Genomic DNA, 23,998 nt, shown 5'->3' on the forward strand with positions numbered 1-23,998 from the left:
AATGCCGGGACGGAGACTGACAATGGCTTATCTGGCTGATCAGCCAATCCTTTACTGGGGCAACCCGCCCGACGCTAGAGTTGCGTTTTGATTTTGGACAAATTTCTTTAATGGAAAAGGCACTGCTTCTACAAAAGGATTTGGAATGCTCTTTTCAATGGCGCGATTCAGCGCTTTCGGATTGGGGATGAACTGACCAGCGCTGTCGTAGGCACCAAGCACCTTTGAACCCGGAATATCGTTCGCATAATTAATTTGATATGGATTAGAGCCTAATCTTGCTCCCGATGCAGCCATCCAGTTTTTATTCCTCAGTACGTCATAGCCATTGACACTTCTGCCATCAATCAAATAGGTGTATCCCCCCTGCTTTCCTCCTTGGTAAAACGCACCCATCCCGTTGTTATCGTAATAACCTGACGTTTGCACACCGGCGTCCGCCCCACTCTTGGGGTTAACGCCGTTAATGTTATTGATATTGTTTACTGGCCCATGGGATTTGAAGCCACTCGTAAAAACGTCTTGTGGGGATCGCACATCTCCACGCATCACGAAGCCCCGATGTACGTAACCCTCCTTAGGCCCGGCAAAGTATAAAACCCGGGAGCGATCCATGAGTTTTTGAGCAATTTGCGGCCCTTTATCCAGAGACCTCAATCGACTCGCGAGCACATTATTGGACAGTTTTCGGTTTACTTTATCTTGAATAGTCCAGGGATTTCTAACCCTGGGCGCAATCCATTTTTCTATTTTTCCAGCAGTAGTAGCCATCGGCGAGGCGACATGCCCGTATTTCGGAAAATGTTTGGAAATGGCCTCGGGAAAGTAACCAGAATACCGAAGTCGCTCAAAAATCTTACCCACGACGCGCGAATCTATGGTTTTGGAAAATGCTTTTCCGAGTACTTTCCCGATGTGCGGACCGGCAATCTGGGCAACCATACCTATTACCGCATTGGATTTATGTCGATTGGACTCGAGGGGGTCCTCGTTTAACTGCCCCCGCAAATACTGCACTGACGAAGAACTTGCCCCCATCATAAAGGCAAGCGCGGCGGTGGGTGCTCCTGGCAGCGCAAGAATCATCGCCAGCCCCGTCAACGAATTGGTTAACACCTCCAATAGCTTGTCAACAGTGCGTTCACCCCAGGTTGAGGTCAATGTGTCCATATCGGATTTGGCTTTATCAACTGCGTCCTCGAACATGACTTTAAAAGCGTCATGCTCCTCCCCATAGTAAGTGGGGCCGTCTTTACGACCAAATATAATAGGGGTATATGGCCATTTATAGTCATTGAACATATCAACGGGGCTCCATCCCCATTCGAATTTCCCCTGACTATAATTGAAATCATCATCGTTACGAGCCAAAAGGTCTTTGAGCGGTATGCGGTTTGACAACTCGTTTCTTAACTCAGGAAACTGCTCTATTGACTTTCCATCTTTCTGAAACAGCTCCACAGGGCTCTCGATAACAGTCTCGTTCCCGCCCAGGAAAACAAACAACCCCTCAGGCCCACGATTTTTGGTTAAAAACACAGCATTTGACACCCGAAACATATCGCTGTATTTGCCCTGTTTGATGCTGATAGGCCTAACCCGAATTTCCCCAGCCAAAAATTTTCCAGCGACCTCTTTACCTTCTTTCGAAGTACTATTTCCTCCGAGATAATCACTGATCAAATGCTTCAGTTTGAAGTCGACATTGCTTTTCCATAATTCGTACGTCTGAGGCTTGGAAAAAACCTTTTCCGACAGGGTTTTATAATCCGCCCAAAGGTTTGCCCCTTCCAACGACGCCCTGAAGTCGCTTGTATATGAGGAAGGCCAACTGATTTTTACCTCCTCGCGTGATTTTTTCTTTTTTTCATGCTGACCCATTACCAGATCGGCCAAGGTGAACATTTCATACCTGCTGGTGTGTTGAAAATATCCACCATGCTTTCCATTCGGGGGCGGTAGGTCGTAATCGACTCTGATAGATGTTTTATACGTTAACTGTGCTTTAAGATCAGCAGGCAAATCCGAGTCGGTGATCATCTGTTCTACAGACGACAAAATGAATAATGTCGGATTCAGTACAGTCTGCAACTCGACAAAGTCCTTGATAAACAGATCTGCGGCCTGACTTATGGTGACTCCCGGTGCGATGACTTCGCCCGGTCGGATAGAGCTTTTTTCATCTGCTGAACGTTGTGCCGCCCGAATCAGCAAGCGGACGCAAGCGTGTGCAGATACGCCGCCTGCAGAACCTTGAACATCAATCAGTGACGCCCCATGGCCATCAACGCTGCGCTTGGGACGAATGTTTACGGACATAGCGGCTATCGACCGGTCGCGCTCCGTGGTAGGGGTTGGCTCGGTGGTCGATCCATTCACCCCATCGTCTTCGAGTTCATCACCTGCTTCTACTTCTAACTCCGACAATTCGGCGATTTCATCGAGGTAATCCTGGTAGGTCAGATATTGGCTGGACGGTACTGGCTGCCGCAAAAGTGTCTCAAGTTTCTCGATCAGCTGGGGATCGTCTACGGGATCTGGATAATCGGATTCGCTGATCAGTGCTTCTACTTCACTTGCAAAATCCGGCTGAATTTCAAATAGATCTTCAATGCCCCCGACGACGTCTTCATCAACCAGCGAGCTTTCATCTGGCGTGGCATCGGGAGTGAGTTCCAAGCCTCGCAAAGGATCAATCATGCGTTCGGGTTCAGGCAGAAACCAGTGGGTGTAAAAGGTGCTGACAGCCATGTAGGTAGCAAACAGACCGGCTGCCTTACCCGGATTTCGCTCTAACAAATCCCCCGTGCGGCCCACAACAGCTACGCCAGCGCTGACTAGACGGCCGCTCATTCGGGCCAACCAGCTACTCAATTGGACGCCGACATCATTCATCAAGTGCTGCGGGTGTTCATTTGGTTCGTCTCCTGGATTTAAAGGTTGGTCCACCCGAACACTCTGCAGAATTTCCTGCAGTTCAAGTTCATCGACAGCAGAAACGCTGTCCCAAGGCACAACTTTGCGGGTGATCTGGTTAAGAATCTCGTCCACTTGGGTAGCGAACTCCCACCAAGTGGCGAGTGGTTCTGTATCGGCGGTTTGCGGTCGTTGCGAAGCAACCTCTAACGGCACTCGTGAAAAATCCGACGCTCCATTTTTCCACGCATCACTGTTTGGCGGTGGAACGGGGCGGGTTGTTATGTGGCTACTGTCCAGTTTCAAGGCGCCGACGGTGTCCAGAGCGTTACAGACGTACAACACCTTGCCGAAAAAACTGTCTGGAATAATCGGTCCCGCGGTGTCGACGCTCGAATAGAAATTTGCGTATCGCTCAAAGTCCGTCAATTGTGCCAATAGAGTCGGATCTTGCGATGTCGGCGGATTGAAAAACTTTAGCGAAATCACCTCTGGCTTAGTCTCCACCGCCATTGGCGGCGCCCATTGATACTCCGGATCTAGCTGCTTGTGGACGGCCTCGAGCTTATCGATTAAGTGGTCAGTCCAACGAACTCGTTCATCAGGTGATGGATTGCGTAGCGCAGCAATCACTTGCGCCACATGCTTTTGTGCTTCCTTGGGAGCGGGTCGCACTTCGCAGTTCTCATTGAGCATCTGCCATGCATCGTCAAGAGCGGCATGGCTTTGACGAACGAACTTCCTGGTGTCCTGGGCTATGCCCTTGATTGCATCCCACTGGGCATTGGATACCAACTGCTTGTCGCTGATTTTCTGCTCTCGTTCTGCACGCTGACCATCGAGGGCGGACTGGATGAACGCCATGACACCTTTGGCGTCTGGCCTGGCCGTAAACAGAACCTGCTCTCCCAGCGCAGCTTGCCATTGGCCGTGCGGCAGATGGCAAACTACATCCACAATCTCTTTCAGCCTTGATCCGGAAGGCGTCCCGCCGCGCTTGATCGATCGCAGCATTGCATCGGCAAATATATCGCGGACAGCCTTTCCAGTTTCTTTCTGAAGAATGCCGGAACTTAAGACTTCAACTATTTCCTGCTCGCAAAGCCTTGCACCGCTTAAGTACTCAATGAGTGCCGTCCACTGCTGGTCAAGTTCTGCCTGGTTACAAAATTTTGGAGTGTGCTCAAACGAAGAGCAATCAAGCACCGGAGGGGCGACGCCAAGCTGCGTATCGCGAACCGTCGACGGACTGACATTAACGTTTTGCATGCAATACGTGCCTTGCCGAGTGCCTAAAAGGCCTACAGAAAGCGCGTTTTGATTTTTTGATTCAGGGTTGAACGACAACGTCGGCGTTGAACTGCTTGCAGAGCTCACGTTAAAAGCAGGTTGCATTTGTTTCATATCCGTCAGGGGCAAATCTGGTCACCTTACTTGGCCGCCGTAATATCCTCTTTCAAAAACAGCCCAAGGTTTGACTCACAGCCTTCCCTGACCGAAGCTGATCACTTTGCAAAAGCTTGCCAGCCCGGATTCTGCATGCCCAAGTCCCACCGTTATCTGCTAATCAGCCTCTGTGCCCTGTTCGCCATCGTCCTTGCGTGGACGTTCCTGCGCAGTTCGACGCCCGTCATACCGGAGGCCATCAAGCGTGGTTACAGCGAAGCGCTGGCGAAGGCTCGTGCCGGCCAACCGGGCGCGGCACGGGTGCTTTATCAGCAACTGGCCCGGCCTGACATTTCGCCGAAACGACGGGTGTGGCTGCATGCCGAGCTGCCCAACTATCCAAGTTCTGTCGCGCTGAAACTGGCCGATGCGGATTTGCAGCATGAAACACCAGACGTGCGCATTGCCGCGATCAAAAGCATCAGCGGCTTGGTCCCCAGTGGGCAACGCAGTCTGCTGTTGGGGCCGTTGCTCGATGACGCCGAACAGGGTGTGCGCCTGGCCGCCGTCAACGCGTTGCTCGGGCTTTCGCCGGATGATCTTGGCTTGTATTTCGGCCCGCTGGAGCAAGCCATCGATGCCTGGCAGCAAACGCTCAAACGTGAACCGCAGAGCGCCGAAAACCAGTATCAGCTGGCCCGCTTGTACCTGCACAATGCCGAGTTCAAAGAGGCGCAGCAGGCCCTGGAAAACACCTTGCGGCTTGCTCCGGACAACCTGCTGGCGCTGGTGATGCAGATCGAGGTGCTGGACAAACTCGGGCAGAACGATGCCGCCCGCCAACTGCTGGCCAAACAACTCAAGGCTCAGCCGGATTCGGCCTATTTGCAACACGCATTGGGGCTGTGGCTGCTGCACCACGGCCAAAGCGAATTCGCCCTGCTCGGCTTGTCCAAAGCCGTGGAACTTGAGCCGGACAACAAGGATTACCGCTATGACCTGGCCACCACGCTGCACGGTGAACAGGAGTTGCAGGCGGCGCAAAATCAATTGCAGGAAATCGTCCAGCGTCACCCCAACGATCGCCGGGCGCGGGTGCTGCTAATCAATTACTGGAAAGAAAGCGGCCAACTGCAAAACGTGCAGATTCTGTTGGCGCAACTCGAACAACTGAATCCGGACGATCCGGCCTTGCAGCAGGGTCTGTAAGGCCGCGATCTTTTGCTATTGTTTTCATGTGCATCAAGCACCTGAAGCATAAATGGTTGAACCGTCGTCTCGGCCAGCGGTCAAGTGAAACAGGCAGCCCATAGTGGCAATCGTGTCACCTGCCTCGCTTCCCCTAGTCAAGAGAGGGCATTTTTTGTCTACATCTAACGTGTTCATCAGCGAAAAAGCTGCAACCGGTATCGTGGGTCTGGATGACATCCTCGATGGCGGACTGTCCCGCGGCCATGTGTTCTTGCTCGAGGGTGAGCCGGGAACCGGCAAGACCACCGTCGCATTGCACTTTCTCATGGCCGGCGCTGAAGCCGGCGAGCGTTCGTTGTACATCACTCTGTCTGAAACCGAGCGTGAGTTGCGTCAGGGCGCCCGCTCCCACGGCTGGGAGCTGGGAGAAAATGTCCACATCTTCGAACTCACCCCCCCTGAAAGCGTGCTCAATGCCGAGCACCAGCAATCGCTGCTCTACTCTTCCGACCTCGAACTGGGTGAAGCCACGAGGCAGATTTTCGAAGTGGTCGAGCGAGTCAAACCAACCCGCGTGATCCTCGATAGCCTCTCCGAAATTCGCCTGCTGGCGCAAAGCTCGCTGCGCTACCGTCGGCAGATTCTGGCGATCAAGCATTACTTCGTGCGTTATGAAGCCACCGTGCTGCTGCTTGACGACCTGACTACCGAATCCCTGGATAAGACCGTGCACAGTGTGGCCCACGGCGTGATTCGGCTGGAGGAGCTGACGCCCAACTACGGCGCCGAGCGTCGTCGCATCCGCGTGGTGAAGTATCGCGGTCAGAAATACCGCGGCGGCTTCCACGACTTCACCATCATGGCCGATGGCGTGCACGTGTTCCCGCGATTGGTGGCTGCCGAACATCGCGGCACCTACCTCCGGCAGCAATTGACCAGTGGCATTGCGGAAATGGATGCCTTACTGGGTGGCGGTATCGAGACCGGGTCCAGCACGCTGATTCTCGGCCCGGCCGGTACGGGCAAGTCGCTGATCACGATGATCTTTGCCGCCGCTGCTGTGGCCCGGGGCGAGAAAGCCGCGCTGTTCATCTTCGACGAAGAGCTGGGCTTGCTGTTCGAGCGCATGAAAAACATCGGCATCGACCTGCAGGCGTTGCAGGAGGGTGGAAACCTGATGATCGAGCAGGTGGATGCCGCCGAATTGTCCCCTGGCGAGTTTTCCCACCGAGTGCGCCGCTGCGTTGATGAGGGCAACATCAAGACCGTGGTGATCGACAGCATCAACGGCTATCAAGCGGCGATGCCAGAGGAAAATGCCCTGGTGCTGCACATGCACGAGTTGCTGCTTTATCTCAACCGCAAAGGCGCAGCGACCTTCATGACCGTCGCCCAGCATGGCCTCGTCGGCGACATGCAGGCCCCGGTGGACATCACCTACCTGGCCGATACGGTGATTCTGTTGCGTTACTTCGAAGCCTTGGGCAAGGTCCGCCGGGCCATTTCGATCATCAAGAAGCGCACCGGCAGCCATGAATCGACCATCCGCGAATACCGCATCAGCGCCAATGGCATGACCATCGGCGAACCGCTGGAAGCCTTCCAGGGTGTGCTGCGCGGTGTACCCACTTATATGGGCGCGACCATTCCATTGCTTGGGGATGAAGGCCAGTGATGATCCAGCCGGCGACATCCGAACGCGCACTCATTCTCGCGCCGCTGGGGCGTGACAGTCAGATCGCAATGATGTTGCTCAATGAGGCAGGCTACGACGGGGTCATCAGCGCGGACTTGCCGCACCTGTGCAGCGAACTGGAACAAGGTGCCGGCCTGCTGCTGATCTCTTCCGAAGCCTTGTTGCGCAGTGATTTAGGACCGCTGTTGGCGCTGATCGATCAACAGCCGGCATGGTCGGACTTGCCGATCGTCCTGCTGACGCACCACGGTGGCCCGGAACAGAACCCCGCTTCACGCTTCGGCCCGCAACTGGGCAATGTGACCTTCCTCGAGCGACCGTTTCATCCGGAGACGTTGATCAGTCTGGTGACCACCGCCCTGCGTGGGCGTCGACGACAGTACGAAGCCAGGGATCGGCTGGTCGACTTGAGTCAAAGCGAACTTCGCCTGCAAAACACCCTGGAAACCCTTGAACAACAGGTCGAAGAGCGCACCGCGCAGTTGCGCCACAACGAAGAAGTGTTGCGTCAGTCGCAAAAAATGGAGGCGGTCGGCCAACTCACCGGCGGTATCGCCCACGACTTCAACAACATGCTGACCGGTATCATCGGCAGCCTGGAACTGCTGCGCCGGCGTCTGGCCCGTGGTCGTATCGACGACCTGGACAGCCTGATCGATCTCGGTGTGACCTCAGCCAATCGTGCGGCCGGCTTGACCCATCGCCTGCTGGCGTTTTCGCGACGTCAGTCGCTCGATTCCAAACCCGTTGAAATGAATACGCTGGTGGTTTCCATGGGTGAGCTGTTGCAACGCAGCATCAATGAAAGCATTCGCCTGGATATGCAGTTGAACGATCAACTGTGGGTGGCAGAAGCCGACCCCAATCAACTGGAAAGCGCCCTGCTCAACCTGGTCATCAATGCCCGCGACGCCATGCCCGATGGCGGCAAATTAGTCGTGACCACGTCGAACCAACGCCTGGAAAAGCCCTTCACCGACCTGCACAGTAATCTCACCCCCGGTGATTACGTCACACTCAGCGTTAGCGATAATGGCTGTGGCATGCCGCAAAGCACCATCAACCGCGCCTTTGACCCGTTCTTCACCACCAAGCCGATTGGCCAGGGCACGGGCCTTGGTTTGTCGATGATCTATGGCTTCAGCAAACAATCACGGGGCCATGTCGCCATTCAAAGCGAAGTGGGCGAAGGCACCACGGTGAGCCTTTACCTGCCGCGCTACGGTGGCGACCTGCCGCAAGATCAGCCGACGGACAGTCACCATCCACTGTTCGCACAAAATGGCGAAACCGTTCTGATTGTTGAAGACGACCCGGCCGTGCGGGCACTTGTCAGCACGGTGCTGAGTGATCTGGGGTATGCCTTTGTCGAAGCCTGCGATGCCGACAGCGCGGTGCCGATCTTCGATTCCGCGCAACGCATCGACCTGTTGATCAGCGACGTCGGCCTGCCCGGGATGAACGGCCGGCAATTGGCGGAAATCGGTCGGCAGTATCGCCCTGGCCTCAAGGTCCTGTTCATCACCGGTTATGCCGAGCACGCGGCGGTGCGCGGCGGCTTCCTTGATCCGGGCATGCAGATGATCACCAAACCGTTCACGTTCGACCTGTTGACGGCCAAGGTGCGGGAAATGATCAGCGCCTGAAACCCAACCCTGCAGGCGCAGCCTCAGGCAGCGCCTTCAGGGATCAGGAGAGCATGTCTTGCATGATTTCCTGTAACACATCCAGGTCGAACGGCTTGGCCAAAATCGGTGCCGTGCGGGTGATCGGGCTGTCTGTCTCGCGGATTTCCTGCGGGTAACCGCTGATGAAAATCACCTTGAGCTCGGGTCGCAGTTTTACCGCGGGTTCGGCGATCTGCACGCCGGAGATCCCGCCCGGCAGGCGGAAGTCTGTGATCATCATGTCCAGGTGCGGCTTGCTGGCGAGGATTGCAAAAGCCTGCTCGCCGTTTTCGGCCTGCAACACCCGGTAGCCCTCCCCCGACAGATAGGCCGACAGCACCATCAGAATCGAGGGGTCATCTTCGACGATCAATACGACGTCTTGTGCATCTTCACTCATGGGAAGCCTTTGTTCGGTCAATAGCTGCTGATACGACCGTGGGGTCGATCAGAGGTTGCGTTTATCTGGCTGTTTTCCTACAGCGGCAGACAAACGCGAAACAGGGCGCCTTCGCCAATCCGGCTTTCGACGGTAATGGTACCGCCATGGGCGGTCACAATCTGTTCAGAAATAAACAATCCCAAACCCAGCCCGGCGACGGCGTGTTTGGCCGATACCCGCTCGAACTGCTGGAAAATCCGTTGCTGGTTTTCTTCGCTGATACCGATGCCGCTATCACGGACTTCAACCCGCGCCTCGCCGCGCTCACTGTATACCTTCACACTGATCGGACTCTTGGCACCGTAGCGCAAGGCGTTGGTCAGCAGGTTGGAAATCACCTGTTCAATGCGAAACTCGTCCCAATTCCCGATCACCGGTTGCTCGGCTTCGAGGGATACGGACGCTTCGGCAGCATCAATCTGTTGCGCGAAATTCTGCAACAAGCCGCGGACCAGGGCTGAAAGATCGAACATCGACGTGCGGATCGACAGCTTACCGGTGCGGATGCGTGACACATCGAGCATGTCTTCGATCAGGCGGATCAGGCTTTTGATCTGCCGCTCGTCGCGATCGACCATCGCGTGCATTTTATCGAGGGTGAAGGCGGCGGCGTTATCCCGGGCCAGGTGCATCTTGCGCAGTTGGGTTTCGAGAATCAGGCCGTTGAGCGGCGTGCGCACTTCGTGGGCGACAATCGACATGAAGTCATCGCGCATGCGTACCGCCTGTTGCAACTCCAGTTGGGTGCTCTGCAATTGATTGAGCAGCGCTTCCTGCTCGCGGCGACTTTGTTCCAGTTGTTCAACCTGCTGCTTCATCGCCTTGCTCTGGCGGAACAGTTCGACGAAGACGTTGACCTTGCTCTTGACCGCGTGGATATCCAGCGGTTTGTGCAGGAAATCCACGGCGCCGCTTTCGTAGCCCTTGAACGCGTAATTGAGCTCACGGCCGGCGGCACTGACAAACACAATCGGAATGTTCTTGGTCTTTTCCGTGCCGCGCATCAATTCGGCCAGTTCAAAGCCGTTCATGCCGGGCATCTGTACGTCGAGGATGGCCATGGCGAATTCGTGCTGCAGCAACAGCGACAGGGCCTCGTCGGCAGACTGCGCCTTGTACACGGTTCGGTCTTCGCGCTTGATCAGCGCTTCGAGTGCCAACAGATTCTCCGGCAGATCGTCGACGATCAGCAGTTTGGCCTGGATATTACTTAGCATGCGATTCGTTCCAGCTCGACAAGCAGACGGCCGATGCCGCGGATAGGGAGAATGTGGTCAGGCTGGTGAATATCCAGCGCTGCCTGGGGCATGGTTGCGACCTGCGCTTCCTGCGGGTCTTGCACGATGGTCAGCCCGCCGCGCTGTTTTACCTGCGCCAGCCCGCTGGCACCGTCACGATTGGCGCCAGTCAGCAAAACGGCCGCCAAGGAGGGACCGTACGCGTCGGCGGCAGACTCAAAGAGATAATCGATGGCTGGCCGCGAATGGTGCACGCGGTCTTCAAGGCTCAGGGAAAAACTGCGGTCGTGCTCCACCGACAGGTGATAACCCGGTGCGGCGAAATACAGGGTGCCGGCCTCGACCGGCGTCTTGTCCCCGGCCTCCAGAACCGGCATCGACACACGCCGGGCGAACACTTCGGCCAGATGGCTGCGGCGTTCACCAGGCAGGTGCAACACGACAATGATCGGCAACACGAAGCCTTCACGCAGCGGGCCGAGGATGTTGATCAACGCTTCGACGCCACCGGCCGAGGCGCCGATCACAATGGCTTCCACAGAAGGCAAATCCGTTGCAGTGTTCATGACTTGCGATAGATCCGTTCTTGTTTGACCAGCGGTTCGAACTGGTTGCCGAAGGCTGAAAAATCCGGGGTTTCCTTGCTGCCCAGCACCAGGAAACCGCGATGACACAGCGACTCATGAAACAAGCCGAAAGCCCGATCTTGAAGTTTTTTATTGAAATAGATCAATACGTTGCGACATGAAATTAACTGAGTTTCTGAAAAGACACTGTCGGTCGCCAGGCTGTGATCGGCAAAGGTCACGTTCTCGCACAGCGACTTGTCGAATATCGCGTAACCATAGGCCGCCGTGTAGTAGTCGGCGAACGAGCGCTTGCCTCCGGCCTGCTGGTAGTTGGACGTGTAGGCGCGGACATTCTCCATCGAGAAGATGCCTTGCTTGGCCTTGTCCAGCGAGCGCGGGTTGATGTCCGTGGCGTAAATGATCGTGCGGTCCAGCAGTCCCTCTTCACGCAGGAGGATGGCCATCGAATAGACCTCTTCCCCGGTGCTGCACCCGGCGATCCAGATCTTGATCGAGGGGTAAGTCTTGAGCAGCGGCACCACTTCCTCACGAATGGCCAGGAAGTGCGAGGGGTCGCGGAACATCTCGCTGACCGGAATCGTCAGCAATTGCAGGAGCTGCATGAACGCCGTCGGGTCATGCAGGACTTTTTCCTGCAATGCCGAAATGGTGCTGCATTCGAACTGCGTCAGCGCATGGCTCACCCGACGCTTGATCGATGCACCGGAGTAATCACGAAAATCGTAGCTGTATTTGAGGTAGATAGCCTCAATCAACAGGCGCAATTCGATTTCGCTGCTTCGCTCCCCTGAATAATTGCGTTCCACTAGATACGTTCCATCTTCGGTAACCACACACGAATCAGCGAAAACAACCGGTCCAGGTCGATGGGTTTGGCCAGGTAATCATTGGAACCCGCCTGCAGGCAGCGCTCCTGATCGTCCTTCATGGCCTTGGCCGTCACCGCGATGATTGGCAGCTTGCGCCAGCGCGGGTCCTTGCGGATCTCGATGGTGGCTTCAAAACCATCCATCTCCGGCATCATCACATCCATCAACACCAGATCGATGTCTTCGACTTCATTCAATCGTTCAATCGCTTCCCGGCCATTACGGCCAATGACCACGACTGCGCCCTTTTGCTCCAGTGCACTGGTGAGGGCGAAGATGTTACGTACATCGTCGTCCACCAACAGCACTTTGCGACCCTCGAAGACCTTGTCGCGGCTGCGGGCGGTCTTGAGCATCTTCTGTCGCTCATGGGACAACCGTGATTCGACTTTGTGCAGAAATAGTGTCACCTCATCCAGCAAACGCTCGGGCGAACGCGCGCCCTTGATGATGATCGAGCGCGAATACTTGCGCAGCTCGGCTTCCTCATCCCGAGTGAGGTTGCGGCCGGTGTAGACGATCACGGGCGGGAACGAGCAGATATCCTCGGTGGACATGCGCTTGAGCAAGTCATTACCGAGCATGTCCGGCAACTTGAGGTCGATGATCATGCAATCGAAGATCGTCGTACGCAGCAACTCCAGTGCATCCTGGGCAAGACCGACGGCGGTGATTTCGATGTCATCGTCGCCAATCAACCGGGAAATACTGTCTCGCTGCAGGTCATCGTCTTCGACCAGCAACACGCGTTTGACCTTCTGGGTCAGTTTGGCTTCCAGACGCGCGAATACATCCTTGAGTTCTTCGCGGGTGGTCGGTTTGACCGCATAACCAATCGCGCCCATGTGCATGGCCGCTTCGACCCGGTCCTCGACCGAAATCACGTGCACCGGAATGTGCCGGGTTTCGGCATGTTCCTTCAGGCGCTGCAGCACGGTCAGACCGGAATGGTCCGGCAGGCGCATGTCCAGCAGGATAGCGTCAGGAATGAACTGCCGGGCCAGGTCATAACCTTCGTCGGCACCGTGGGCCACCAGGCAGTGATAGCCCAATTCATGGGCCAGGTCGTAGAGGATATGCGCGAAATTCGGTTCGTCTTCCACCACCAAGATGCAGCGACTGGTGAACGGTGCCTTGCCGCGGTCATCGTCGAAGCGTGGAATCTCTTCGTTCATCAACGGCGCCAATGCGATGGGTGCCACATAAGTTGGCGTCGCCACCGGTATGGCCCGCATCGGCACCACGGCTTCTTCGCCCTGTTCAACGTACTGTTGCGGCAACACCAGGGTAAACACACTGCCCTGCCCCGGCGTGCTGGTCACGCTGATGGAACCGCCCAGCAGTGCGGCCAGATCGCGGGAAATCGACAGCCCCAGACCGGTGCCACCGTAACGCCGGTTGGTGGTGCCGTCGGCCTGGCGGAACGCTTCGAAAATGCTTTCGTGCTGATCGTTGGCGATGCCGATCCCGGAGTCGCGGACGCTGAAGGCAATCCCGTCGTTCGGCGCTGCGGCGACGCTCAGGCTGACGCTGCCTTTCTCGGTGAATTTCACCGCGTTGGACAGCAGGTTCTTGATCACCTGTTCCAGACGCTGGCGGTCGGTGAACATCATGGCGGGCGCACCGTCTTGCAACTCGACATGGAACGCGAGCTGCTTGTCCGCCGCCAATGGCTGGAACATCCCGCTCAGACCTTCCACCAGACGCGCAACGCTGGTGTTCTCCGGGCGGATCTCCAGTTTGCCGGCCTCGACCTTGGAGATGTCGAGAATGTCGTTGATCAGGTTGAGCAGGTCATTGCCGGCGGAGTAAATCGATTCGGCGAATTTCACCTGCTCGGCGCTGAGGTTTTCCTGGGGGTTTTCCGCCAGCAACTTGGCCAGGATCAACGAGCTATTCAGCGGCGTTCGCAGTTCGTGGGACATGTTGGCGAGGAATTCGGACTTGTACTTGCTGGAGCGCTGCAACTCTTCGGCGCGCTCCTCAAGCTGACTCTGGGCCTGATTGAGCTCGGTATTCTTCAGGTCCATGGCGTCGCGTTGTGCGGCCAACACTTCGGCCTGTTCGGCGAGTTGCTCGTTGGTTTGTTCCAGCTCGACCTGCTGGGTTTCCAGGTGGGCCTGGGATTCCTTGAGAATCCGCGACTGCTCTTCCAGTTCTTCGTTGGCGGTTTTCAGCTCTTCCTGCTGCACTTGCAGCTCTTCGTTGAGCTGCTGGGTTTCGGCCAGCACCTCCTGCAAACGCTGGCGATAGCGCGCCGCCTCAATCGACGTGCCGATGTTACCGGCAATCAGTTCAAGCAGTTCAATGTCCCGATCAATCAACGGGCGCAGGAAACCCAGTTCGATAACGCCGTTGACCCGGTCATCTTCGCTGGTCGGCACCACCAGCACGCTGCGAGGCAGGCCTTCGCCGAGGCCGGAGCTGACCTTGAAATAGTCGCTTGGCACATTGTCGAGTCGAATCAGGCGTGCCTGTTGCGCCACCTGGCCGACGATGCCTTCATCGCTATAAATATGTTGCTCAAGGGACTCCTGTTCACGGGAGAAACCGTAAGACGCTACGCGCCGCAAGCCACCGTGTTCTTCGCGAACATAGATGGCCGCCACAGCGCTGCCGAGGTACTGCGCACAAAATTGCAGGATGTTGCGCCCCAGCAAATTAAGCGACAGTTGCCCCAACACTTGCTCGGCCAGTTCTGTCTGGCCATTGCGCAGCCAGGCTTGCTGTTCCAGGCGCAGGGCACTGGCCTGCTGCGCAGCCAGTGTGGCGGCGTAGCTTTGCGACAGGTTCATCAGGTCGCGGCGACCGATATAGGCCAGCAAAGCGCTGATGGCGGCAATGAACACCAAATAAAGGCCGATGCTCCAGATCGTGGTGCGCCGCACCTCTTCGTTACGCGTGGCACGCAGCTGCTGCTCCATGTCGATCACGTCTTCGAACTGCTTGCGGACCTCGTCGGTCAAGCGCTTGCCCTTCCCGGCCCGGACCGCGCTGCGGTAGTCGCCGCTGGTTCGCTGCAAGTCGATCATGGTTTGCGCGTAGCTGGCCCACTCCTGCTGTAAGGATTGCAGGCGATGCAGACGGTCGGTCTGAACCGGATTATCAGCCGTCAATTCGAGCAACGTGTTGAGCACGACTTCAACGCGGGGCTTGGCCGTTTCATAGGGTTCGAGAAATTTTTCGTCGCCACTGAGCAGATACCCGCGCATCCCGGTTTCCAGGTCGACCGTCAACTTGACCGCCTCATTGGCGTTATTGATCACCCGGTCGGTGTGCTCGACCCATTGGATCGTCGAGAGCAAATAGGTAATCAGCGACACGAAGAAAACAGCACTGATGGCGCCAACACCCAGCGGAAGGCCGATGTTGCGGCTCAGGAGCTTGCGGAATCGTTGTTCATCAACCAAAGACGCTGAGGTCATGGGGCAGGCCTTTCGAACTATCAGAATTGCGCGAGTTTGCCCCAAAAGTGGTCCATGGATCCATTTTTCTCACATGTTTTAGCCCAAGGTCCTACATTCCGCTGCTCCAGTTCGTGGGCGCGGGTTATCCTTGCCTGACTTGCGCGGCCATTCTTTTTCCTTTCCTTGGGAACTTGTCGGGAGCCGCCACTTACTCATGCAAGAGACCGGCGTTTTCGATTGGCCGGCAACCGCGAATTTCATTTTTTGGGAACCCTTACTATGTCCTCCGACGCGTCCATCATCCTGGTAGTTGAAGACGATGCCATCGTTCGCATGCTGATCGTCGATGTGCTGGAGGAGCTGGAGTTCAGGGTGCTTGAGGCCGACGGCAGCGAAAAGGCGCTGGAGTTTCTCAATGACGAAGACCAGCACATCGATTTGATGATGACCGACGTCGGCCTTCCGGTGATGGATGGTCGTGAGCTGGCAGTTCAGGCGCGCCTGCTGCGGCCAGCATTGCCCATCCTGTTTGCCAGTGGTTATGCCGAAAATATCGATGCGCCCGTGGGCATGCATATCATTGGCAAACCGTTTTCCATTGATCAGTTGCGGGACAAGGTCAAAGGGATTCTTGGCCACTGAAAACAGCATGCCTGCCTGACACACGAGAATTTACAAATAGTCTCATCAACTTTCAAAAAAGTGGATCGCTTACCTTTCTGCGCTTGATGCCTTGGTCGCCCGATTTCGTGGGGGGCCAGGATTAACTTCGTCTTGCGAATCGATAAGAGTCCCCATGCCGCCCGTCAACGCTACTGCAACAGCCTTCCCTACGGTTCCAAACCCAAACCAGACAGCTATGTCGTCACCGGCCAATAAACTTTCCAGTGTGCAAGCGCGCAATAGTTCGTCGCCCGTATATTTTCAGGTGTTACCTAATCAAGTCTTATCAATGAACAGTCTGGCATGTCTAGACGCACAAGCACCGGTTCCACCTCCGGCGCTTTGCGCCAATTTGTTCGGATCTGAAGAAGGGATGATTTTTGATCAAGCCTCCCTTAACAAGGCATGGGCGTCAATTGAGGGTCGATTGCGGACCCAGCCAATGACGGAACGGGATGTTTTACTAACACTCAAGTCCGGTATTCTTCAGACGCCGACTGGTAAAGCGCTTGCACATCTGTTCATCGAGGCAATCATGCGCTCGATCAAGCCGCTCGCAGGAATTACGCCCGAACGATTGCGAGAGTTTGCAGACTGCATCTGTAACATTCCGTCGGAACACTGGTTAGATACTTTAGGAGAAGACACCTACTTTCCCAGCGGCGGTCTGCATGGATATATACAGTCGGAATTGACAACCGCGCGAGCGCATAGAGAACAGCAGATCACCGCAGGTGAATTGCTCGACAACGACACGTGGAAAGCACTGCGTGATTTCACTCAACAAGCGCGAATCTTCATTCGTCCTGCGAGTGCCGGACAACTCAATGAAACCTTGAGTCTACTTGAAGACTATATCGACGTCCGGCCACCCCAGAAAGACGCCAAGATGCTGGTGGATAGATTTCTCCGTGCCATGTGCAAGCCTGGTGCGAATGAGCTTGACCCTTGGGGCACGGGTTTTGCCACAGCGCAGAAACTCAGCGACCAGATTAACGCGATTCAGACCGGCGACACCGCAGAACGTAGTTTGCATGAAGTAATTAATGCCACTGAATCTCAGAGAGCAACCCGCTCCGCAAATGCACCTCGTTACTTCTTGTTTGGCTCACCAACTGATTCGACCTCTACACAAGATACGCAGAACAAGCTGGGGATCTCAGAACTACTGTCGTTGTTACAAGAAATCGACAGCAAGGCCAGTTTTTTTAGCGAAGTCGACACTACAGGGCCTCGATACACCGGAGGTCTAGGGGGAAAGTTGACGTTTGTAGCCAACGCGTTCGGTACGATTGGCGGTGAGGTACTGTCAGCTGCGCGGATCAGCAAGCCAACCCCCCTTCCTTTTACAGCTGTTGGTTTCCCTCTGGAAAACGCAACGCAATGTTTGAACCCCTCATTTCATACCTATACAGGCCAATCGAACATAAGGGACCAGAACACAGACGCTAGCGGTACGGATGGGTTAAATCAGCCGTCACAACAAGACGGAACCGACTTTATAGCGTCCATAAAGCCCCCAGCCGGCACCGGTTCAGAGGAAACGATCAGCAATGATCCGAGCCCTGCTCCGTCTCCCTCTCCTCGGCCGCAGCCCCAGCCACAGCCACAGCCACAGCCCAAACAAAGCCAAGTCTCCCCTCGCTCATTAATGGAACAGGTGGTGGGCCTGGAAGCTGAAATCAATGACTTTATAGCGTCCATAAAGTCCTCAACCGGAACCGGTTCAGAGGAAACGATCAGCAATGACCCGAGCCCTGCTCCGGCATCAGCATCAGCATCAGCATCAGCATCAGCATCAGCATCAGAGACAGTTATTGAGATACTGGAACATTTGTCGCAATTGGCGAGTGAAGTGGTAACCGAAATCGATCGTATGCTGACATTTCCGGGGGCTTCGGCTTCGCCTCCTGAAAGCATACCGTTGGGGGAGCGGGGCTTAAGTGGGCTATTGGAGTCCATGGAAAAAGGTGAGGAATATGATCCTCTCAACGCTCCCGGCCCCTATGCCACTACCGTTGAACCTTCCCCAACATGGCGAGAGACCCTTGCCCCTGCAATCAATCAGTTGGTCTCCCAGCTAGCCTCGGTGCTCAACACCTTTGGTGGATACGCTGTCGGGGCTGCCGCTTCCGGCTATCAATTGGCCAGGAACAATCCAGGGACAACCGCTACCGTGGGTTTAATCGGAACGGGAGGAATCCTCACCGCGCTGGGGACTTACCTTACTTTTTTCAAAGAGCAACTCCCGCAACAGCCGGCCACTGATAAAGAGTTGACCAATACTCCACCGCCTCAGGAAGAAGCCCCCGCGCCGACTCAACAACAGATTGATGATGAATTCGAATTGGACACAGCCACTTCCGTCGATACTCATTCAACACCCATCGCAATCCCGACGACTGACGGGCGCAAGACAACGGTTGATACCACCGTCACTGCAGAGTCTGGCGAAGTCACAACGCCCCGCGACAGTACGACTCTCCCTCAGGAGCGAGTAGATGAAGAAACGACCGTTGTAACAGCCGATTCCATGCCGGACGCTGAACCCGCCATCGTCGAAACCGCTGCATCACATCAAGAACGGGTCGATGACAATATCGAGAGGATCGTCGACACCCCGCTCGCCAAGGGCCAGCCGCCCCTGTCAAAAACCATTCTTGAACGGATGTACCGGTCAACCGCGCAAAACTTGCTCAGAGACGAAGGCCTGCTTCACGAGGTGGCATTACTGCTGAACCAACACACCCAAAGCGACCCCGGAAAAACCTACGTAGATTTGATCCTGGCGGCCGAGGCAGGTTTGCCGGTACAGACTCAGCCTCCTGAGTCGCAGACGACGACTCAATCCACGCCACGCCACGCGCTCGGGCCAAAAAAAGTCAAGCGTGCAGCAACGTTTATTGCCTCCTCCCCTCCATTGACTCACTGGGCGGCAATGTTAGTCGCTGAAAATGTTGACGCCACGGAAAGCACCGCCAGTGACGAAACGCGCCTCAATCAGTACCTGGCAACAATGGCTGCGCTGCAAAATCCTGAGGTCGCTCCTGATCTGGAGATCGAAAATGATATCGGCACCGCTGATGACCCCGCTCTGAGCGTCGCACGCGATGTGATCGTGTTGTTACGTGGCAGGCGCAATGCCCTCTGGGCGGACGCTTCGCGGGCAGCCGGTGACAAGGAATTGTTGACCCGATACACCGAAAAGGTACTCGCGTCCCAGGAGTTCCCGATGACGGACGCCACTGTCGTGGTGCCGACACACTCCACATTCGGTCAGCCCTACCTGAACTTTAAAATGGCGATCACGAACCCGTTCTTTAAAGAGTGGGCTGCCAAGGTCGGACTGGACCTGGCGACGGTGAAGGTTCACCTCGACACCCATAGAATCTCCGGCAGGGCCAATGGGCATCGGACGCAATTCACCCTGACGGACGGTTCCGGCTTGGACAAAGTGTCTGGCCCGATATTCAAGGCAGCCAGAGTCATCAGCCCCACGCATCACACCGTGAAATACCCCCTTCCCGGTGGGGCCGTGCCAATCCAGCAAGTAGCGGGCTTTTATGGAGAACGCGAACTGCCGGACAAGGCCAGTGCTCAATGGCGTGCCAAAGAGCTGATCGCAAACGGGGCGTTTTTCCAGCTCCCGGCTGATGACCCTCTCAGGCCCGCAGAGCTTAGATCCGAAGCTGCCGTTAAAAGCTTAAAACAACATCTCGGGGATCTTTACAGCCATCACCAATTGGTGACGGGCTTGAACAGTCTCATTCAGGGGAAGTCCGATGATGCCCGCGTAAAACTCGATGATGTTTCGATAGGTGCTTCGCCTGATTCAACGTTCGCGCTCAAGCACCCGGTAGAAGCCCAAAAGATGGTCACTGCACGTCGGTATATCACTGCCAGTGGCTGGACAGTGCCAACGAACGTCGCCCAGGCACGTAATCTGGTGGAAGTCCTGACCACGCCTGTTCCCGCTAGCCCGGAGACAGGGAACTTCCAGGGGGCATTGGGTTACCCGCGTTCCTTGACACCCAGTCAACTCAATATCATCACCCGTGAAACGAGCCACTTCTTGGGTAGTAGTGAAGTCAGGGGGCTACTTGAATACCTGTTGGAGGACAAGTCATTCACCACACCGGCCCAGGGCCTGAAGCTCGCGCTGAACTCTGAAGAGGCAGGCACGCTCGACGTGACGGTGCGGGTGAAACTCGATGCTCTACCCACGAAACACAGTAAGCTTGACTACACGTCGGCAGCGCTACTACTCGATCTTGATCCTACCCCAGGCCAGCCGCGCAACCATGTTGCCGGGTATGACTTGACGCAAGAAGCCAACCTGGGCAGAAAACCCTCAGAAGTGGTTTCGGATTTCGAGAAGTACCTTGTGGCGCAAGGCAAAGTAACCGCCAGAACAGCGCCTGTCGCCGCGTATCACTTGTTGGCAGGCACTGCTCCCGAGCTTCTGGTTGAAGGCATACCGGAAAACCTGATCTATAACACACACACATGGACAATGTTCAGGATCGCTGTATCGCAAATAGAGCAACTGTCCCCGGGTGCGTCTCTCGGAATGAAGTTTGCGGACATAATGAAATATGGCGACCTGGAGCCTATTACCGTAGGCCAGGAGATCGCCGCTCAATCGCTTTCGGTAAACCCGCTCATCGATTGGGCTATCGCCAACGGGGTTATCGTAAAAAACGCCAGCGATTCATATACACCGGAGCAGCTGAAGATCGCCGGTGAGAAGTTCCAGAGTGTCAGGGAAGAACTCGCAAGGGCCGGGGGTTATCTGACAGCACCGGTTCCCACCCGAGAAGCACTGGCGAAGGCTGAGCTGGAGCGTGTTTTCGGTAAAAATGTGCCCTTCGAAGCGCCGTGTTTCAGGACTGCACAGATGCCCAGTACGGCACCGGGCTATTCGCTATTGGATATTTACATCACAGGTCGATTTGAGTCGGGGAAATGGAGGTCATCGAATAGCGAAATACCCATTGCAACAGTAGAAACGAAGCTGCCGCGGTTAGAGAATGCTGCCCAACTATTTGAGCGCGAATTCAACAATTATTACAACGACTTGCAAACCGGATCACAGTCGATATTCAAACACCTCGTATCGCAATTACCTATAGAAGACCGCCGGAGCCTGGAGTATGGAACGCAAAAATTTTATTCGTTGCGTAGCGAGGCGATCGTCGATATTGATGTACTGACACCGGAGATAAAGGATGACTATAAAGGTCATCAGGGATTATTGATTCGTTCCGAATACCAGAACAAAGTCGATTACTACGAAGTAATCCCTTCATCTATGCTAATCCGCAAACGTCAAAAATTCCCTGACGCACTTCCTGTTGGGGGAATAGTTCGCCGTGAAAATGATCCAGACAACAGCAATCGGCTCATTCAGGTAGAACGAGCTCGTTTGCTACCTTTTGACTGGAACGCATATAAAAACGGCACCTCCCCCCTGGATAATGTAAATTCAAAGGTGATCATTGACGAAATAGTCCCGAAAACGATGCGAACCAAATTCACTGGATTCGGTTATACCGATGGTGTCGTGCCCAATGCATTTGCACGCGACTCCTGGATAAGCCATATCGCCTCCGTCGCCGTAAATGAACACTTTATTACGGGACGGGAACAATTACGCGACCTGGCAAAAGGTCAAACAACGTGGGAAGCAGAACAGGAACATCAGCGGAAGGTCGCGAATTTTTTCTTTAATTTAGTACCTTTTAAAACATGTGTTGACAACATTCAGAGTGGTGACGTCGAAGATGCAATAGTGGACTGTACGCTCGATGCAGCGGGTTTTGTTATCCCCGGCATCGGTGTCGCAGGCAAAGTCGCCCAGGTCGCGAAGTCTGGCGCAAAGTTCACTCATAAGGCTGCAAAAATATTTTGGCTCACTAGCAGCAACTTAGTGAAAAATGCCAATCCACTCGACGGTGTTGGCGATCTGTTGAAAGCCGGGGCCAATGTAGTGGGCAAACTGGGAGCCCGAGCTTATAGCGCAGCCAACAACGGAATTGAGCAACTCAGAAACCTGTATGGCACGTCACAGGCTGTTGATCCGGTGTTCGTCTCAAAACGGGCGGATATTGCCGAAGGAACTGTCGGTGCCGCGTCGGTCGGCGCCCAGGCTGAAAAAGTCAAAGCCGTTTTCAAGGGCGGCAAATGGTATGACTTCAACCCCGTCAAGAACGAGGCCTACGGCCCGCCACTCGAAAACTTCACCCCGGACAGCGCCATCGCGCTGGAGCGGACAACGTTCAGGGACGGTTCAACCGCCTTCTCCAACTCACGCCTCTTTAACGAAGACTCGCACACGTTCCCGCACTCGTTATTCACCGATGTAGTGGTCGGAAAAAATGTTTTTCGCTTTGATCCGGCTCGACCCACTGTACTCGAAGATTTAACGTCGCCCACGTACAACAAAGAGCTGTCAGATTTTGAAGATGTTTGCAGTATAGGAAACAGAGCCAAGCGTAGCCCTCATACTTGCTTTTCGAAAATAGTCCAGAAGCGATCAACCCGCGCCGAGAAACAACTGCAATCCATCGAACACAAGCGCTTGTATCCATCGAGTGCAACAGGTGGCGGAACTCGTATGGTGGTACATGAACGCCGGATATTTACCATCGCTAACAATGGAAATACTCTAACGCTTGTTCCAGCACCGATGACAGAACCTTTGCAGTTCAGATCCAAAACAAAAGGCAACATTATCAACGACCAATATTTTGGGCTGCCGTCAAAACAAGTTGATGCCCAGCTTGAAAGCAAGACCCGGGTGGTCAGGGTCGACGGAATTGTCCACGGAATAGACGACCAACGAGACGTCAGAGGGCTTCTGGTCAATTACGACTACCAGAACGGGGGAATGAAAACCTATTTGGTCGTGGAGTCAGATGCCGCGCTCTTTTACTATAGCGAATACGATCCTGCGACTGTCAACAACCTCGAACTCAAAAAGATAGACTATCGTTTCGCTGATTCCCTCGATACTGGCCTGATAAAACAACATGGCAAACTTAAAGATCAATACCTCACAGCAGTGGGTCGGCCAATCAACAATGATTTTGTCGCGTTGCCTCCACTGGCGTCCATGTATATGGATTTCGTGCTGCATAAAGGTTACACGCCGCAAAAAATCGAGAATTTGAAGGCAAAAATCGCACTGTTTACGGAGGAAAAGAAACGTGAATTCGTTCTTGCCGTATGGAATAAAGGCAACGGAGGAAACGTCGAAGTCGCCGCCCAAGCCATAAGAGTCGAACCAATAACCAAGGCGCCCGGCTTCGACCAGCTTCCAGCCGCGGATCAAAACCAATTCTATGCCGAAATGGCAAAATCCCAAGTGGACGCACAGTTCAAGGCTACGGGTTTGGGATCGGCTAATAAGGTTGTTGCGAACGATCCGATCGATATGCAGCGTCAGGTGCTCGCCGATCCTGTGGTGATATGGTCCTATAATAGGATCGAGTCACCAGAAGCTGAGGATCTGATATTAAGGACAGGCGCGGGAAACTGTGACCAAGTGGCCTGGACTGCCAAAAAAATCATTGATGAGAGTGGAGGCATTGCCGACGTTTGGACAATGCCGGGCCATGCGTTCACTGTGGTAGGCGTGCCTCGTGGGACGATTGCCAAAACCGTCGACTTCAGCGAGCCTGCTTTCAAAGATGCCTGGGTCGTGGACCCGTGGGGAGGTATCAGTTGCCCCGCATACATGTTTACCGTAAGGCTTGAATTAGAAATGATGGTATGGAAATCGGAAGGAAGAATGCTGTTGGGACCTGATGCCAACGGAGGTATGGTCTGGGAGGGTTCGACCGATGCAGAGTGGATCAACGATATTCTCAATGCAGAGAAAACGCCGGTTTCCTGATTGATTGTAAAAACCGGCGTCGGATTCCGATGCCAG

The 23,998-nt window shown here is 54.9% G+C and carries 11 protein-coding genes; 5 read left to right on the forward strand and 6 right to left on the reverse strand.

Annotated features, from left to right (window positions below; genetic code table 11):
* Positions 1-51: 51 nt before the first annotated feature.
* On the reverse strand, positions 52-4,335 hold the full coding sequence (locus KHO07_RS14470) for a hypothetical protein (RefSeq protein WP_212627567.1): 4,284 nt from the start codon (positions 4,333-4,335) through the stop codon (positions 52-54).
* A gap of 120 nt (positions 4,336-4,455) precedes the next feature.
* On the opposite strand from KHO07_RS14470, the gene KHO07_RS14475 reads away from it, so the two are divergent.
* From KHO07_RS14475 to KHO07_RS14485, 3 genes are all read left to right on the forward strand, one after another.
* Complete coding sequence (locus KHO07_RS14475; protein WP_212627568.1) at positions 4,456-5,511, forward strand: tetratricopeptide repeat protein; 1,056 nt, start codon at positions 4,456-4,458, stop codon at positions 5,509-5,511.
* Between the two features lie 154 nt (positions 5,512-5,665).
* Complete coding sequence (locus KHO07_RS14480; protein ID WP_150732864.1) at positions 5,666-7,168, forward strand: ATPase domain-containing protein; 1,503 nt, start codon at positions 5,666-5,668, stop codon at positions 7,166-7,168.
* Positions 7,168-8,835 (forward strand): ATP-binding protein, encoded by a 1,668-nt coding sequence (locus tag KHO07_RS14485; RefSeq protein ID WP_191635205.1) that lies wholly within the window; start codon positions 7,168-7,170, stop codon positions 8,833-8,835. Before KHO07_RS14480 ends, KHO07_RS14485 begins: the two co-directional genes overlap by 1 nt.
* 43 nt (positions 8,836-8,878) lie before the next feature.
* Here the strand turns inward: KHO07_RS14485 and KHO07_RS14490 are convergent, their stop codons facing one another.
* The 5 genes from KHO07_RS14490 to KHO07_RS14510 all read right to left on the reverse strand — a co-directional run bounded on the left by KHO07_RS14490 (position 8,879) and on the right by KHO07_RS14510 (position 15,420).
* Entirely contained in the window at positions 8,879-9,256 is a 378-nt protein-coding gene (locus KHO07_RS14490; protein ID WP_150732862.1) for a response regulator, read from the reverse strand.
* 77 nt (positions 9,257-9,333) lie between these two features.
* Positions 9,334-10,515, reverse strand: a complete 1,182-nt coding sequence (locus tag KHO07_RS14495; protein WP_150732861.1) for a hybrid sensor histidine kinase/response regulator — start codon at positions 10,513-10,515, stop codon at positions 9,334-9,336.
* Positions 10,509-11,102, reverse strand: a complete 594-nt coding sequence (locus tag KHO07_RS14500) for a chemotaxis protein CheB (protein ID WP_212627569.1) — start codon at positions 11,100-11,102, stop codon at positions 10,509-10,511. Before KHO07_RS14500 ends, KHO07_RS14495 begins: the two co-directional genes overlap by 7 nt.
* Complete coding sequence (locus KHO07_RS14505; RefSeq protein ID WP_150732859.1) at positions 11,099-11,932, reverse strand: protein-glutamate O-methyltransferase CheR; 834 nt, start codon at positions 11,930-11,932, stop codon at positions 11,099-11,101. Before KHO07_RS14505 ends, KHO07_RS14500 begins: the two co-directional genes overlap by 4 nt.
* Positions 11,932-15,420: a response regulator gene (locus KHO07_RS14510; RefSeq protein WP_212627570.1), complete on the reverse strand. Its 3,489-nt coding sequence runs from the start codon at positions 15,418-15,420 to the stop codon at positions 11,932-11,934. Before KHO07_RS14510 ends, KHO07_RS14505 begins: the two co-directional genes overlap by 1 nt.
* A gap of 261 nt (positions 15,421-15,681) precedes the next feature.
* On the opposite strand from KHO07_RS14510, the gene KHO07_RS14515 reads away from it, so the two are divergent.
* Positions 15,682-16,044, forward strand: a complete 363-nt coding sequence (locus tag KHO07_RS14515; protein WP_212627571.1) for a response regulator — start codon at positions 15,682-15,684, stop codon at positions 16,042-16,044.
* Positions 16,045-16,198: 154 nt separating this feature from the next.
* Positions 16,199-23,962 (forward strand): hypothetical protein, encoded by a 7,764-nt coding sequence (locus KHO07_RS14520; protein ID WP_212627572.1) that lies wholly within the window; start codon positions 16,199-16,201, stop codon positions 23,960-23,962.
* Positions 23,963-23,998 lie beyond the last annotated feature (36 nt).

Origin of the sequence: Pseudomonas sp. PP3 (genome assembly GCF_905336995.1) — a bacterium.
In the GTDB taxonomy this organism is placed as follows: Bacteria; Pseudomonadota; Gammaproteobacteria; order Pseudomonadales; family Pseudomonadaceae; genus Aquipseudomonas; species Aquipseudomonas reinekei.